Genomic DNA, 15,151 nt, shown 5'->3' with positions numbered 1-15,151 from the left:
AGTCCCGGTGGAGGTTGCCGATAACCTTCATCAGGACTCGTGTCTGAACGTATAAAAGGAACCCCCATGTCCAGTTTGATTAACAGCGCCATGAGTGGCCTCAGTGCTGCCCAGTCGGCACTCAATACCGTCAGTAATAATATTTCAAGCTATAACGTGGCAGGTTATACCCGCCAGACTACCATCCTGGGGGCATCAAACAGCACCCTGACCGGCGGTGGCTGGGTGGGTAACGGAGTGTATGTCTCCGGTGTTCAGCGTGAATATGACGCCTTTATCACCAACCAGCTGCGCGCGGCGCAGAACCAGAGCAGCGGGCTGACCACGCGCTACCAGCAGATGTCAAAGATTGACGACGTGCTCTCGGATACCACCAACTCCGTTTCCAGCACGCTGCAGGATTTCTTCAAAAGCCTGCAAACCCTGGTGAGCAACGCCGAAGATCCGGCTGCCCGTCAGACGGTGCTGGGCAAGGCGGACGGGCTGGTAAACCAGTTCAAGGTTAACGATCAGTACCTCCGCGATCAGGATTCGCAGGTGAATACCGCGATTGCGACCAGCGTCGATCAGATCAACAACTACGCGCAGCAGATCGCCAACCTCAACGATCAGATTTCCCGTCTGACGGGCGTGGGGGCTGGCGCATCGCCAAACAACCTGCTCGATCAGCGCGATCAGCTGGTCAGCGAACTGAACAAGATTGTCGGCGTTGAGGTCTCTGTCCAGGACAGCGGTACCTATAACGTTTCGTTCGGCAACGGCTATAGCCTGGTTCAGGGCAGCAAGGCGAGTCAGCTGGCAGCGGTAAGCTCCAGCGCAGACCCAACCCGCATCGCGGTGGCGTATGTTGATGAAGTCGCGGGCGCAATTGAAATTCCTGAAAAAGCGCTGAACACCGGATCGCTGGGCGGCCTGTTAACGTTCCGTTCGGAAGATCTGGATAAAGCGCGTAATACTCTCAACCAGCTGGCGCTGGCCTTTGCCGATGCGATGAATACCCAGCATGAAAAGGGTTTTGATGCCAACGGCGATCAGGGTAAAGCGCTGTTTAACATTGGCTCGCCTGCCGTGGTGAGCAACAGCAAAAACTCGTTGCCCGGCGCGAGCGTGACGGCGACCGTGGCGAAAAGCTCGGACGTGCAGGCGACCGATTACAGGCTCGAGTTTAACGGTACCGACTGGACGGTTACGCGTCTGGCTGACAAAACCTCCTTCAAGGCCACGCCGGATGCCAGCGGTAAGATGACCTTTGACGGCCTGACGGTGAACGTCTCCGGCACCGCCGCCCCTAAAGACAGCTTTATCGTCAAGCCGGTCGTTAACAGCATCGTCAACATGAGCGTGGCTATCTCTGATGAATCCCAGCTGGCGATGGCGGAAGCTGCTGACGGCGGCGAGAGCGATAACCGTAACGGCAAGGCGCTGGTGGATCTGCAAAACAGCAAAGTCGTTGGCGGCAACAAAACCTTCAACGACGCCTATGCCGCGCTGGTCAGTACCGTAGGCAGCACTACGGCATCGCTGAAAACCAGCAGCCAGACGAAAGCCAACGTGGTGACGCAGTTAAGCAACCAGCAGCAGTCTATCTCCGGGGTTAACCTCGACGAAGAGTACGGCAACCTGCAGCGCTACCAGCAGTATTACCTGGCGAATGCTCAGGTTCTGCAAACGGCCAATACGCTTTTTGACGCGTTAATCAATATTCGCTAAAGACGAGGTGAAAAATGCGTATTAGCACCCAAATGATGTACGAACAGAACATGCGTGGCATCACCGATTCCCAGAGCCGCTGGTTAGGCTTTGGCGAGCAGATGTCCACCGGTAAGCGCGTAAACCGTCCGTCTGACGACCCGATTGCGGCATCCCAGGCGGTGGTACTTTCTCAGGCGCAGTCCCAGAATAGCCAGTTTGCCCTGGCGCGCACCTTTGCCACGCAGAAAGTGTCCCTCGAAGAGAGCGTTCTCGGCCAGGTTAATAGCGCGATTCAGTCGGCGCAGGAGAAAATCGTGTACGCCGGCAACGGTTCATTAAGCGATAGCGACCGTGCATCGCTGGCGAACGATTTGCAGGGTATTCGCGATCAGCTGATGAACCTGGCAAACAGCACTGACGGTAACGGCCGCTATATCTTTGCCGGATACAAAACGGATAAAGCGCCGTTCGATCAGGCTAACGGCGATTACAGCGGTGGCGATATCGGGATTTCTCAGCAGGTTGATTCCGCTCGCACGATGCAGATCGGCCATACCGGCACTGAAGTCTTTGACACCTTTACCAGTAATGCCAAGCCGGAACCCGCAGGCAGCACGCAGGAAACGAACCTGTTCAAAATTCTCGATACGGCGATTGCCGCGCTGAAAGACCCAATCGAGGGTGATGCTGCAAAAGCCGAGGCCCTGACGCAAAGTATTGATAAAGCTAACCGCGGCCTCAGCAACTCGCTAGACAACATACTGACGGTGCGCGCTGACCTGGGTACCAAACTGAACGAGCTGGACAAGCTGGATGCGCTGGGTGACGAGCGCGCGCTGGGGCAGACTCAGCAGATGAGCGACCTGGTTGACGTGGACTGGAACGCTGCGATTTCCTCCTACACCATGCAGCAGGCGGCGCTGCAGGCCTCGTATAAGGCCTTTAGCGATATGCAGGGTATGTCTTTGTTCCAGCTTAACAGATAAGACTTTCGCCTTTTAGAACATGCCATGAAACTGGGCATGTTTTGACTGCCCAACCCGCAGGGGTTGGGCATTTTTTTTATACACCTTCAGCCTGCGCAGACGTCACCCGGGCGCTTTCTACCAGCCTGATGACCAGCGCAATCGCGCCGCACAGGGTTGCCAGCGCCACCACGCCAGACCAGCCTGCCAGGGTATAGATATTGCTGCCTAATGCCGAACCCAGCGCCATCCCGATAAAGACGACGGTAAACAGCAGGGCGTTAAGGCGTCCACGCGCCTGCGGCTCAAGGCTGTAAACCAGATTCTGGTGCGCCACGAGGCTGGACTGCAAGCCGAGATCGAAACCGACAGCGGAAAGGGCTATCAGGATCAGCTGGCCATGTACGCCCAGCGCCGGCATCAGGAACATCAGGGCAAACGAGACGGTCACCAGCGCGGCACCCAGCTGGGTTACTTTACCGGCACCCAGCTTATCGGCCAGGCCTCCTGCCAGCGGTGCGGCCAGCGCCCCGGCGGCTCCGGCAATACCAAACCCACCCGCCACGGCGCTGCCGAGGTGATAACGTTCCAGCAGCATCACCGCCAGCGTTGACCAGAACGCGCTAAAGGCAATCGACAGAAAACCCTGTGCCAGTGCGGCCCGACGCAGCGCCGGGTAGCGACGCCAGAGGTGCTCCATAGAGCGCAGAAGGGCCGGATAGCTCAGCGTGGAGTGAACGGCAAAGCGGGGAAGCACGGCCCACATCACCACACCGACAAACGCAATGCTTGCGGCAGCCAGCTGGTACATCACCCGCCAGCCAAAGGCTTCACCCACCACGCCGCTTACGGTCCGGGAGAGCAGAATGCCCAACAGCAGGCCGGTCATCACCGTGCCGACGGTTTTTCCCTGCTTCCCTTCGGGCGCCAGGATCGCCGCGGCGGGGGCGATGTCCTGCGCCATGGTGGCGGCCATGCCGATCAGCAGGCTGGCGAGCAGCAGGGAGTGCAGTTGTCCTGTCAGGCTACAGGCCAGCAGGAACAGCGCCAGGGCCGCGCTTTTTATCAGAATTAACGTCCTGCGGTCATGGCGATCGCCGAGCGGTAACAGGAACAGGATCCCTAAGGCGTAACCCGCCTGCGTAAGCGTCGGCACCATGCCCATTCCTTCGATGCTCAGGTGCAGGTCTGCGCCCATCAGCGGCAGCAGAGGCTGGGCATAATAGATGGATGCCACGCTGAAGCCAGCCCCGAGCGCCAGCATTAAGATTACCCAGCGGCTTACGGCCCGGGCGGCAGTTGTTGTGTTCATATGACGTTCCTCATTCATCGTGTGGGGCTATTTTTTCTTACTACGCCTTGCGGCGGTAGCGGGCACGGTGGTAAAACGCTTATACGTTAGACGTATGGCACGGTGGAATATGAAAAGAGCTGAGCGTATAGACAGGGTGGAGCTGATGCGGACGTTTGTACGTATCGTTGAGGCAGGATCGCTTTCCGCCGCGGCGCGCCAGCTGGCGACAACCCAGGCCACGGTAAGCCGGCGACTACAGTCGCTTGAGACAATGCTTGGGGTGCGCCTGATGCTGCGCACCACCCACACGATGCGGCCGACCGATGACGGCGAACGCTGCTATCAGCACGCGCGCCGGGTCATTGACAGCTGGCTGGCGCTGGAAGATGAGGTGGGGCAGTCGGAAGATGAACCGGTGGGGGTGCTGCGGGTGCGGGCACCGCACGCGTTTGGTCAGGATCAGCTTCTGAAACCATTAACCGAATTTTTGCAGCGCTACCCGCTACTTTCCATTGAGTGGCTTCTCAACGATCGGTCAGCTGATTTTCTCGGGGACAATCTCGACTGCGCTATCCGGGTGGGCGCTGAGGTCGATCCGGCAACCGTATCCGTACTGCTGGCCGAAGTGCCGCGCTCGGTGGTGGCTTCACCGGAGCTACTGGCCCGCTTTCCGGCGGTTAAAACGCCGGAAGATTTGCAGCAGCTTCCCTGGATTGCCATCAGCTCCTTTTACCAGCGCCATGTGGAGCTTTTCCATGATGCCTCCCCGGTACCGGTGCGGGTAGCCATTACGCCACGCCTGAGCACCGACAGCCTGTACGTGGCACGCAATACGGCGCTAACCGGGCTTGGCGTGGCGGTTGTATCCAGCTGGACGGTTCAGGATGATATTCGGGAAGGGCGTCTGGTGCATTTGTTGCCGGAGTGGCAACCGGCGGCGTTACCGGTGCATCTGGTTTATCCGTGGTCTCGTTATTATCCGGCGCGCCTGCGGCGCTTTCTTGAGATGATGCGCCAGATAATGCCGGAGGTGACCGGGATGAGAAAGCCCGTGCAGCAGCCATAAAAAAAGCCGACCCGGAGGTCGGCTTTCTGACTTAGCGTGCGTTATTCCACGGACTGCGGACGGGTAGCTGGGGCAGTAGCCTTATGCGTTGCGCTATGGCCACCGGCAGCACCTTTACCTTCGAAGTGGAATTCCGGGCGTACCCAGTCGCTATGGCGCGGCGCTTCAGGCACATACTCTGGTGCCGGCGCGCGGGTCATAGGTGCCGTTGCAACGTGCGCAGGCGCTGGTGCGGCGACAGCTTCCACCGGAGCTGGCTTCACTTCAGGCGCTTTCGCTTCTTCGACAACAGGCTCAACCTGAATCTCGACGTCCTGAACCACCTCTTCGGTAACCGTTTCGACAGCAGCGTCTGCGGTTTCTTCCACTGCTGGTGCAGGTTCAGCGTGCTCCGCTACCTCTTCAGCCACTACGGCATCTTCTTCGGCAATAATCTGCGGTGCGGCATCAACCGGCGCAGCAATAACTTCAGGATGGGTAGTTTCAACTTCCACAGCCTGAGGCTCTGTCGTTTCTACAGCCTGAGGTTCAACCACCTGAGGTTCAACCACGGTTGCCGCTTCAGTCACCACTTCTTCTGCCGCTGCTACCGGTGCAATTACCTCTTCGGTCACAGCCTGTTCTTCAACAGCCTGCTCCGGACGAGCAACCGGATAGCGGATCCAGACCTTACCGGAGGCCATTTCAGGCGACGCACACGCCACGGTCAGCGGCATCGGGGACTGGGACGGGTAACGTTCGTCACGATAGCGACGACGACGCTGGCCGCTAACGCGCAGATGACGCGGAGAACGGCGTGAGCGACGCGGCATACCCGCGTTGTCGCGGTTTTCACCGCTTTCGTCCTGCTCAACCTGATTTTCTACCACCGCTGGCAGATCGACTTTCGCCACCTGCGTACCGGTTGCGCTGTCTGCTGCTTCAACCGCGACAACGGCGGTTTCTTCAGCCTGTACCTCGCCCACGCGCACCTTCTGTGCGAGCTGGCGCTGCTTGCGACGCGGCATAACCTGCGTGCGCTCTTCCTGCTCGGCTTCCTGCTGTTCAACAGGCGCTTCGCGGTTCAGGCTTTTAACTTCCTGCTGCGCCTGGCGCTTCTCGTCGTTACGGCGACGGTTACGCTCGCGGCGCGGCTGCTGTTCGTCACGCGGTTTGCTCTTCTCGGACTCGTCGCCCGCCTGCTGGCGAATTTCACGATCTTCAACATTCTGCTGTTGCTTCTCGCGACGGTTGCGACGGTTGTCCTCGCGCTGCTCGCGGCCTTCGTTGTTGTCGGAACGATTGTCACGGCGTTCATTACGATCGCCACGCTCATTGCGCTCGCTGCGGTCGTTGCGGTCGCGACGATTGTTCTGACGCTTGCGGCGTTCCTGCTGACGCTCTGGCTTCGCTTCTTTCGGTGCCTCTTTCGGCTGCTCAGGTTGCGCTTCTTCGCCAGCGAACATCTTCTTCAGCGCGCCGAAGAGGCGGCTCAGGAGACCCGGCTGCTCAGGCTGCGCTTTTGGCGCGACAGGGGCAGCTTTTTGCTCGGCCGGTTTGGCTGCCGGTTTTTCCAGCGTCGCTTCCGGCGGGGCTTCAGGCATGATGAAGGTCGCTAAAGCAGGCTGCTCGGGCAGTTTACGCTCGGCAGGCTCCTCATCGGATGGCAGTGCCATCTCTTCTTCATGCAGCTTAGGCAGCAGGTAGCTGAGGGTGCTTGTCTCTTCACCTTTACGGACACGCAGCACGTGATAGTGCGGAGTCTGCATCTCGTCGTTTGGCACGATGATGCAGCGAACGCCGCCCTGGCGCGCTTCGATTGCGCTTACCGCCGCACGTTTTTCGTTCAGCAGGTAAGAGGCAATTGGCACCGGAACGATGGCGTGAACCTCTTTGGTGTTCTCCTTCAGCGCTTCTTCTTCAATCAGACGCAGAATGGAGAGGGAGAGAGATTCGTTGTCACGCACGGTACCCGTACCGGAACAGCGTGGGCAGACGTGATGGCTGGATTCGCCGAGTGACGGGCTGAGGCGCTGACGGGACATCTCCAGCAGGCCAAAGCGGGAAATATGGCTGATCTGAATGCGCGCACGATCCTGGCGAACGGCTTCACGCAGGCGGTTTTCAACCGCACGCTGGTGGCGAACCGGGGTCATGTCGATGAAGTCGATGACGATCAGACCGCCCAGGTCGCGCAGGCGAAGCTGGCGGGCAATTTCATCAGCGGCTTCAAGGTTGGTGTTGAAGGCCGTCTCTTCGATATCGCCGCCGCGGGTTGCACGCGCGGAGTTGATGTCGATGGCGGTCAGCGCTTCGGTTGTATCGATAACGATAGAGCCGCCGGATGGCAGACGCACTTCACGCTGGAAGGCCGACTCGATCTGGGATTCAATCTGATAGTGGCTGAACAGCGGGATTTCACCGGTGTACAGTTTTATTTTGCTGGTGAAATCCGGACGGCCCAGCGCGGCGATGTGCTGGCGAGCCAGCTCAAGCACTTTCGGGTTATCAATCAGGATTTCCCCGATGTCCTGACGCAGGTAATCGCGGAAGGCACGCACGATGACGTTGCTTTCCTGGTGGATCAGGAACGGAGCAGGGCGGCTTTCAGCCGCTTTCTTAATGGCTTCCCAGTGCTTCAGGCGGAAGCTCAGGTCCCACTGCAATGCTTCGGCAGATTTGCCGACGCCTGCGGTGCGCACGATAAGCCCCATGCCGTCCGGCAGCTCAAGGCTTGCCAGCGCTTCTTTCAGCTCGGTACGGTCATCACCCTCGATACGGCGTGAGATACCACCCGCACGCGGGTTGTTTGGCATCAGTACCAGATAGCTTCCTGCCAGACTGATAAAGGTGGTCAGTGCGGCACCTTTGTTGCCGCGCTCTTCTTTATCGATCTGAACGATAACTTCCTGACCTTCACGCAGAACATCTTTAATGTTCGGACGGCCATGGGAGCTGTAGTTTGCAGGAAAATATTCGCGGGCGATTTCTTTAAGAGGAAGGAAACCATGACGCTCAGCACCGTAATCGACAAATGCAGCCTCAAGGCTTGGTTCAATGCGGGTGATTTTACCTTTGTAAATGTTCGCTTTTTTCTGTTCGTGTCCAGGACTTTCGATATCCAGATCGTACAGGCGCTGCCCATCCACAAGGGCGACACGCAACTCTTCTTGCTGAGTTGCGTTGATTAACATTCTTTTCATCGTAACTTACTCGTTATTCTTACATTGACGACAAAGCTGCGGGCAAGGTGACGCTTTCCGGGGTATGAACCGATGGCCTCGTGTCTATTCACGTCGCCAACCTCACGGTTGTCGCTCGCTTAAGAGGCGCAGAGTGTCGGTTGCCCGTGTTTCATACGGAAACACAGCGCAATTATCAGGGGAATTGCCTGGGAAAACTCTCCAGAGAACAATCCTTATACCGGGAAGTACTGCAACCCGCAGCCCGCTAACTGCCTGAAAGATCAATACGTCTTACGCCATTGCTGCGTGGATGATCGGTCAGACAAAATTGGTCATTCCGTCGACATCCTTACAAAACCCGGATTTAACGCGGAAAACGGATTCATTATTCCACTGCTCGCCGGGTTATAGCAAGATGACTTTTACCAATTATCACCCGGTTACTCACAGTTTCTTCACTTCAACGAGGCGATTGGTTTAATAACCACCAAATCGATTGCGCGAAAGGGGAGCGTTCCGGATAAAAGTAAATATAAGCATAGAAAAATGAGTGGCGCTAATGCCAGACGATATTTAGAATCGCCAACCATGAAAACAGAGACTCCAGCCGTAAAAATGGTTGCCATTGCCGAAGACGAAGCGGGGCAACGTATCGATAACTTTTTGCGCACCCAGCTGAAAGGCGTGCCAAAAAGTATGATTTACCGCATCCTGCGCAAGGGCGAGGTGCGGGTGAACAAAAAGCGCGTGAAGCCCGAATATAAGCTCGAAGCGGGTGATGAAGTGCGCATTCCACCGGTCCGCGTTGCGGAGCGCGAAGAAGAGGCGGTTTCGCCGAAGCTGCAAAAAGTCGCGGCCCTGAGTGACGTTATCCTTTATGAGGACGACCACATCCTGGTGCTGAACAAACCTTCAGGAACCGCGGTGCACGGGGGAAGTGGACTGAGCTTTGGCGTAATTGAAGGGCTGCGGGCCCTGCGCCCGGAAGCGCGTTTCCTCGAGCTGGTTCACCGCCTTGACCGTGATACCTCTGGCGTACTGCTGGTGGCAAAAAAACGTTCCGCGCTGCGTTCGCTGCATGAACAGCTGCGTGAAAAAGGGATGCAGAAGGATTACCTGGCGCTGGTGCGCGGCCAGTGGCAGTCCCATGTGAAAGTGGTCCAGGCACCGCTGCTGAAAAATATTCTGCAAAGCGGCGAGCGCATTGTTCGCGTGAACCAGGAGGGGAAACCGTCCGAGACGCGCTTTAAAGTGGAAGAGCGCTACGAATTTGCCACGCTGGTTCGCTGTAGCCCGGTGACGGGGCGAACCCACCAGATCCGCGTACATACCCAGTTTGCAGGCCATCCGATTGCCTTTGACGATCGTTACGGCGACAGCGAGTTTGACAAGCAGCTGGCGGGCACGGGGCTGTCTCGTCTGTTCCTGCATGCGGCTGCGCTGAAGTTTACCCATCCCAATACCGGTGAAATCATCCGTATTGAAGCGCCGCTGGATGAGCAGCTGAAGCGCTGCCTGAAGGTTCTGCGCGGCTAAGGTAAACGTAAAACGGCAACGACGTTGCCGTTTTTAATGTTTGCACCTTCTCCCTGGGGAGAGGGCATCAGGCCGCAGCGGTTACGCCGTCAGCGGATTACACGCTTCTCGCCTTAACATCTGGCATAGTGCAATCAGCGGTAACCCCACCAGCGTATTCGGGTCTCGACCGTCCAGCTTATCGAATAGCGCAATCCCCAAACCTTCACTTTTAAAGCTCCCCGCGCAGTTCAGCGGGCGTTCCCGGCGCACGTAATCCATAATCTCCTGCTCGCTGAGATGGCGAAAATGGACGTCGAACGGCTCGCATTCGGTTTGCAGGTGGCCGGAGGCCGGGTTATAGAGCGCCAGGCCCGTATAAAAGGTCACAATACTGCCGCGTGCGCGCATCAACTGCTTGCAGGCGTTCTCTTCGGTATGCGGTTTACCGGTGATTTCACCGTCAAGCACACAAACCTGATCGGAGCCTATAATCAGATGTGCAGGGTAACGTTCGGCAAGCGACTGCGCTTTCTCCTGCGCAAGACGGGTCACCAGATGACGCGGCGACTCGCCGGGTTGTGGGGTCTCATCAACGTCCGGTGCCGCACATTCAAACGGGATCCCGAGCTTTTCCAACAGCATTCGGCGATAGGGTGAAGTGGAAGCAAGTACGAGATTTGGCATATTTTTATCACCAGATATAGCGTATCGATGCCAGCCATTTTAAACTACAGGCCGCAATGTGTGCGAATAATTGGCAAAAGGCAGCTCTGGTTGCCTTTTTCTTTGACTCTATGACGTTACAAAGTTAATATGCGCGCCCTATGCAAAAGGTAAAATTACCCCTGACTCTTGATCCGGTTCGTACGGCTCAAAAACGCCTCGATTACGAAGGAATCTATTCTTCCGATCAGGCGGAGCGTATTGCCGAATCCGTAGTCAGTGTGGACAGTGATGTAGAATGCTCCATGTCGTTCGCTATCGACAACCAGCGTCTCGCCGTTTTAACCGGTGATGCGAAGGTGACGGTAACGCTCGAGTGCCAGCGTTGCGGGAAACCGTTTGTACAGCATGTTCACACAACGTATTGTTTTAGTCCGGTTCGTTCTGACGAACAGGCTGAAGCACTCCCGGAAGCGTATGAGCCGATTGAGGTTAACGAATTCGGTGAAATCGATCTTCTGGCTCTGGTTGAAGATGAAATCATCCTCACCTTGCCAGTCGTTCCGGTGCATGATTCTGAACACTGTGAAGTGTCCGAGGCGGACATGGTCTTTGGGGAACTGCCTGATGAAGCGCAAAAACCAAACCCATTTGCCGTATTAGCCAGCTTAAAGCGTAAGTAATTGAGGAGTAAGGTCCATGGCCGTACAACAGAATAAACCAACCCGTTCCAAACGTGGCATGCGTCGTTCCCATGACGCACTGACTGCAGTTACCAGCCTGTCTGTAGACAAGACTTCTGGTGAGAAACACCTGCGTCACCACATCACCGCTGACGGTTTCTACCGCGGCCGCAAGGTTATCACTAAGTAATCACGCGTCAGCGTGATTAGGCTTAGTGAGGAACTTCCCCGTGCAAACGGGGAGTTTACCGAACCAGGCTGCGACGATACCTTGACACGTCTAACCCTGGCGTTAGATGTCATGGGGGGAGATTTTGGCCCTACCGTGACAGTGCCTGCAGCTTTGCAGGCACTGAACTCTAATTCGCAACTCACACTTCTTTTAGTCGGTAATCCCGACACAATCACGCCATTACTCGCAAAAGCTGACTTTGAACAACGTTCGCGTCTGCAGATTATCCCTGCGCAGTCAGTTATTGCCAGTGATGCCCGGCCATCGCAGGCTATTCGCAATAGCCGCGGCAGCTCTATGCGAATTGCGCTGGAGCTGGTGAAAGAAGGGCGAGCGCAGGCTTGCGTCAGCGCGGGAAATACCGGCGCGCTGATGGGCCTGTCGAAATTATTGCTCAAGCCGATTGAGGGCATTGAGCGTCCGGCGCTGGTGACGGTGTTACCGCATCAGCAGAAGGGCAAAACGGTGGTGCTCGATCTGGGCGCTAACGTGGATTGTGATAGTACAATGCTGGCTCAGTTTGCCGTCATGGGGTCGGTGCTGGCAGAAGACGTGGTCGGGATTACGCATCCCCGCGTTGCGTTGTTGAACATTGGTGAAGAAGAAACCAAAGGCCTGGACAGTATCCGCGACGCTGCGGAAATACTCAAACAGGTTCCGTCCATCAACTATATTGGTTATCTCGAAGCCAATGAGCTGCTGACGGGCAAAACGGATGTATTAGTGTGTGATGGCTTCACCGGAAACGTAACGTTGAAGACCATGGAAGGGGTCGTAAGAATGTTCCTTTCTCTGCTGAAATCGCAGGGAGAAGGTAAAAAAAGGTCCTGGTGGCTGATTTTATTAAAGCGTTGGTTACAAAAAAGCCTGACGCGGCGATTCAGTCACCTCAACCCCGACCAGTATAATGGCGCCTGTCTGTTAGGATTGCGCGGCATCGTGATTAAGAGTCATGGCGCCGCCAATCAGCGAGCATTTACCGTCGCGATTGAACAGGCAGTGCAGGCGGTGCAGCGACAAGTTCCTCAGAGAATTGCCGCTCGCCTGGGATCTGTATTAGCTAAAAGTGACTGAGCGTACATGTATACGAAGATTTTAGGTACCGGCAGCTACCTGCCAACACAAGTGCGTACCAACGCCGATCTTGAAAAAATGGTAGATACGTCTGACGAGTGGATTGTCACGCGCACAGGTATCCGTGAACGCCGTATCGCCGCGCCAGACGAAACTGTCTCCACCATGGGCTTCGAAGCTGCACAGCGTGCGCTTGAAATGGCCGGGATTGATAAAGATCAGATCGGGCTTATCGTGGTGGCGACAACCTCCGCCACGCATGCCTTCCCAAGCGCAGCGTGTCAGGTACAGAATATGCTCGGCATTAAAGGCTGCCCGGCATTTGATGTGGCAGCAGCGTGTGCGGGCTTCACCTATGCGCTGAGCATCGCCGATCAGTACGTAAAATCTGGTGCCGTAAAATATGCGCTGGTAATCGGTGCTGACGTGCTGGCGCGTACCTGCGATCCAGCCGATCGCGGCACGATCATTATTTTTGGCGACGGTGCGGGCGCGGTGCTGCTGGGGCAGTCCGACGAGCCGGGCATCATCTCCACGCATCTTCATGCTGACGGTCGCTACGGCGAGCTGTTAACGCTGCCTAACGCCGATCGCGTTAACCCGGACAGCTCGATTTACCTGACGATGGCGGGTAACGAGGTGTTCAGGGTTGCCGTGACTGAACTGGCCCATATCGTTGAAGAAACGCTGGAAGCGAATAACCTTGATCGCTCCGCCCTCGACTGGCTGGTGCCGCATCAGGCTAACCTGCGTATCATCAGCGCGACGGCGAAGAAGCTGGGCATGTCAATGGATAACGTTGTGGTGACGCTGGATCGCCACGGCAATACCTCTGCGGCATCGGTACCGTGCGCATTTGACGAAGCGGTACGCGATGGACGAATTAAACGGGGCCAACTGGTCTTGCTTGAAGCCTTTGGTGGCGGGTTCACCTGGGGTTCCGCGCTGGTTCGTTTCTAGGATAAGGATTAAAAAATGACGCAATTTGCTTTTGTGTTCCCGGGACAGGGCTCGCAAACCGTTGGGATGTTGTCTGAAATGGCAGCAAACTATCCGGTTATTGAAGAGACTTTCCGTGAAGCTTCTGATGCGCTGGGTTATGATCTGTGGGCGCTGACCCAACAGGGCCCCGCTGAAGAGTTAAACAAAACCTGGCAGACGCAGCCTGCGCTGCTGGCTGCATCCGTCGCGCTGTGGCGCGTATGGCAGCAGCAGGGCGGTAAAGCGCCTGCACTGATGGCGGGTCACAGCCTGGGCGAATACTCTGCGCTGGTTTGTGCAGGCGTGATTGCCTTCGCTGATGCGGTGCGCCTGGTTGAATTGCGTGGAAAATTCATGCAGGAAGCGGTGCCAGAAGGTACGGGCGGCATGTCTGCCATCATCGGTCTTGATGATGCTTCTATTGCAAAAGCGTGTGAAGAATCTGCTGAAGGTCAGGTGGTTTCTCCGGTAAACTTCAACTCGCCGGGCCAGGTGGTTATCGCCGGTCATAAAGAAGCGGTTGAGCGTGCGGGCGCTGCCTGTAAAGCCGCGGGCGCTAAACGCGCGCTGCCGCTGCCGGTGAGCGTGCCGTCACACTGCGCGCTGATGAAGCCAGCCGCCGATAAGCTGGCGGTTGAGCTGGAAAAAATGACCTTTAACGCGCCGACGATTTCCGTTGTGAATAACGTCGACGTGAAGTGCGAAACCGCGCCGGAGGCTATCCGTAACGCGCTAGTTCGCCAGCTCTACAGCCCGGTTCAGTGGACCAAAACCGTTGAATATATGGCGTCTCAGGGCGTTGAACATCTGTATGAAGTGGGGCCTGGTAAGGTGCTTACCGGTCTTACCAAACGTATTGTTGACACCCTGACTGCCTCGGCGATTAATGAGCCGGAAGCAATGAAAGCGGCACTCTCGCAATAAAAGAGGACTACCATGAGTTTTGAAGGAAAAATTGCCCTGGTGACCGGCGCGAGCCGCGGTATTGGGCGCGCTATTGCTGAAACACTGGTTGCGCGCGGCGCGACGGTGATCGGGACTGCGACCAGCGAGAACGGCGCGCAGGCCATCAGCGAGTATTTGGGTGCGAACGGTAAAGGTCTGGTGCTGAATGTGACTGAACCAGCATCTATCGAATCTGTTCTGGAAAATATTCGCGCAGAGTTTGGCGAAGTGGATATTCTGGTCAATAATGCCGGGATTACGCGCGACAACCTGCTGATGCGAATGAAAGATGATGAGTGGAACGATATTATCGAAACCAACCTGTCATCTGTATTCCGTCTGTCAAAAGCGGTAATGCGCGCTATGATGAAAAAGCGTCATGGTCGTATTATCACTGTAGGTTCTGTGGTTGGTACCATGGGAAATGCTGGTCAGGCTAACTACGCTGCGGCGAAAGCAGGTCTGATCGGTTTCAGTAAGTCGCTGGCGCGTGAAGTCGCGTCCCGCGGTATTACTGTAAACGTTGTTGCTCCGGGCTTTATTGAAACGGACATGACGCGTGCGCTGACGGATGAGCAGCGTGCGGGTACGCTGGCGGCAGTTCCGGCGGGTCGTCTTGGCGACCCTAAAGAAATCGCCAGCGCGGTTGCATTTTTAGCCTCTGACGAAGCGGGTTACATCACTGGTGAAACCCTCCACGTCAACGGCGGGATGTACATGGTTTAATCACGATCGAAAATATTTGCGTTATTTGGGCAAATGGCCTCAAAATAACGTAAAATCGTGGTAAGACCTGCCGGGATTTAGTTGCAAATTTTTCAACATTTTATACACTACGAAAACCATCGCGAAAGCGAGTTTTGATAGGAAATTT

The 15,151-nt window shown here is 56.2% G+C and carries 13 protein-coding genes; 10 read left to right on the top strand and 3 right to left on the bottom strand.

Annotated elements, in window-relative coordinates; all coding sequences use genetic code 11:
* Nucleotides 1–66: 66 nt before the first annotated feature.
* On the top strand, nt 67–1,710 hold the full coding sequence (flgK, locus tag HWQ14_RS18890) for a flagellar hook-associated protein FlgK (RefSeq protein ID WP_176610634.1): 1,644 nt from the start codon (nt 67–69) through the stop codon (nt 1,708–1,710).
* Between the two features lie 14 nt (nt 1,711–1,724).
* Nucleotides 1,725–2,678 (top strand): flagellar hook-associated protein FlgL, encoded by a 954-nt coding sequence (gene flgL, locus HWQ14_RS18885; RefSeq protein ID WP_148421745.1) that lies wholly within the window; start codon nt 1,725–1,727, stop codon nt 2,676–2,678.
* 76 nt (nt 2,679–2,754) lie between these two features.
* On the opposite strand, the gene HWQ14_RS18880 is transcribed toward flgL, so the two are convergent.
* Nucleotides 2,755–3,969: an MFS transporter gene (locus tag HWQ14_RS18880; RefSeq protein WP_176610633.1), complete on the bottom strand. Its 1,215-nt coding sequence runs from the start codon at nt 3,967–3,969 to the stop codon at nt 2,755–2,757.
* Nucleotides 3,970–4,063: 94 nt separating this feature from the next.
* On the opposite strand from HWQ14_RS18880, the gene HWQ14_RS18875 reads away from it, so the two are divergent.
* A complete protein-coding gene (locus HWQ14_RS18875) occupies nt 4,064–5,017 on the top strand; it encodes a LysR family transcriptional regulator (protein ID WP_176610632.1) in 954 nt (317 codons plus the stop codon).
* A gap of 41 nt (nt 5,018–5,058) precedes the next feature.
* On the opposite strand, the gene rne is transcribed toward HWQ14_RS18875, so the two are convergent.
* The gene (rne, locus tag HWQ14_RS18870) at nt 5,059–8,199 is read right to left on the bottom strand and encodes a ribonuclease E (RefSeq protein ID WP_176610631.1); all 3,141 of its coding nucleotides are present in this window, start codon (nt 8,197–8,199) and stop codon (nt 5,059–5,061) included.
* 570 nt (nt 8,200–8,769) lie between these two features.
* Between rne and rluC the strand changes: the two genes are divergently transcribed.
* Entirely contained in the window at nt 8,770–9,717 is a 948-nt protein-coding gene (gene rluC, locus HWQ14_RS18865; RefSeq protein ID WP_176610630.1) for a 23S rRNA pseudouridine(955/2504/2580) synthase RluC, read from the top strand.
* 81 nt (nt 9,718–9,798) lie between these two features.
* Here the strand turns inward: rluC and HWQ14_RS18860 are convergent, their stop codons facing one another.
* Nucleotides 9,799–10,383, bottom strand: a complete 585-nt coding sequence (locus tag HWQ14_RS18860; protein ID WP_176610629.1) for a Maf family protein — start codon at nt 10,381–10,383, stop codon at nt 9,799–9,801.
* 140 nt (nt 10,384–10,523) lie between these two features.
* Here HWQ14_RS18860 and yceD point away from each other — a divergent pair, with 140 nt between their 5' ends.
* From yceD to fabG, 6 genes are all read left to right on the top strand, one after another.
* On the top strand, nt 10,524–11,045 hold the full coding sequence (gene yceD / locus HWQ14_RS18855; RefSeq protein ID WP_006174678.1) for a 23S rRNA accumulation protein YceD: 522 nt from the start codon (nt 10,524–10,526) through the stop codon (nt 11,043–11,045).
* A gap of 16 nt (nt 11,046–11,061) precedes the next feature.
* Entirely contained in the window at nt 11,062–11,235 is a 174-nt protein-coding gene (gene rpmF / locus HWQ14_RS18850) for a 50S ribosomal protein L32 (RefSeq protein ID WP_003857964.1), read from the top strand.
* A gap of 81 nt (nt 11,236–11,316) precedes the next feature.
* Entirely contained in the window at nt 11,317–12,351 is a 1,035-nt protein-coding gene (gene plsX, locus HWQ14_RS18845; protein ID WP_209007149.1) for a phosphate acyltransferase PlsX, read from the top strand.
* A 6-nt stretch (nt 12,352–12,357) separates the two neighbouring features.
* A complete protein-coding gene (locus HWQ14_RS18840) occupies nt 12,358–13,311 on the top strand; it encodes a beta-ketoacyl-ACP synthase III (RefSeq protein WP_176610628.1) in 954 nt (317 codons plus the stop codon).
* 15 nt (nt 13,312–13,326) lie between these two features.
* Entirely contained in the window at nt 13,327–14,256 is a 930-nt protein-coding gene (gene fabD, locus HWQ14_RS18835) for an ACP S-malonyltransferase (RefSeq protein ID WP_148421737.1), read from the top strand.
* Between the two features lie 12 nt (nt 14,257–14,268).
* The gene (gene fabG / locus HWQ14_RS18830) at nt 14,269–15,003 is read left to right on the top strand and encodes a 3-oxoacyl-ACP reductase FabG (RefSeq protein WP_148421736.1); all 735 of its coding nucleotides are present in this window, start codon (nt 14,269–14,271) and stop codon (nt 15,001–15,003) included.
* Nucleotides 15,004–15,151: the final 148 nt, after the last annotated feature.

The organism is Enterobacter cloacae, from assembly GCF_013375935.1.
Taxonomy (GTDB): Bacteria; Pseudomonadota; Gammaproteobacteria; order Enterobacterales; family Enterobacteriaceae; genus Enterobacter; species Enterobacter pasteurii.
This window is presented reverse-complemented; position numbering and strand designations above follow the sequence as displayed.

Bases quoted from the DNA above. Each gene is read 5' to 3' on its own strand.
- yceD (WP_006174678.1), top strand. From the start codon at position 10,524: ATGCAAAAGGTAAAATTACCCCTGACTCTTGATCCGGTTCGTACGGCT.
- HWQ14_RS18880 (WP_176610633.1), bottom strand. From the start codon at position 3,969: ATGAACACAACAACTGCCGCCCGGGCCGTAAGCCGCTGGGTAATCTTA.
- HWQ14_RS18875 (WP_176610632.1), top strand. From the start codon at position 4,064: ATGGCACGGTGGAATATGAAAAGAGCTGAGCGTATAGACAGGGTGGAG.
- fabG (WP_148421736.1), top strand. From the start codon at position 14,269: ATGAGTTTTGAAGGAAAAATTGCCCTGGTGACCGGCGCGAGCCGCGGT.
- fabD (WP_148421737.1), top strand. From the start codon at position 13,327: ATGACGCAATTTGCTTTTGTGTTCCCGGGACAGGGCTCGCAAACCGTT.
- rne (WP_176610631.1), bottom strand. From the start codon at position 8,199: ATGAAAAGAATGTTAATCAACGCAACTCAGCAAGAAGAGTTGCGTGTC.
- flgK (WP_176610634.1), top strand. From the start codon at position 67: ATGTCCAGTTTGATTAACAGCGCCATGAGTGGCCTCAGTGCTGCCCAG.
- rpmF (WP_003857964.1), top strand. From the start codon at position 11,062: ATGGCCGTACAACAGAATAAACCAACCCGTTCCAAACGTGGCATGCGT.
- HWQ14_RS18860 (WP_176610629.1), bottom strand. From the start codon at position 10,383: ATGCCAAATCTCGTACTTGCTTCCACTTCACCCTATCGCCGAATGCTG.
- HWQ14_RS18840 (WP_176610628.1), top strand. From the start codon at position 12,358: ATGTATACGAAGATTTTAGGTACCGGCAGCTACCTGCCAACACAAGTG.
- rluC (WP_176610630.1), top strand. From the start codon at position 8,770: ATGAAAACAGAGACTCCAGCCGTAAAAATGGTTGCCATTGCCGAAGAC.
- flgL (WP_148421745.1), top strand. From the start codon at position 1,725: ATGCGTATTAGCACCCAAATGATGTACGAACAGAACATGCGTGGCATC.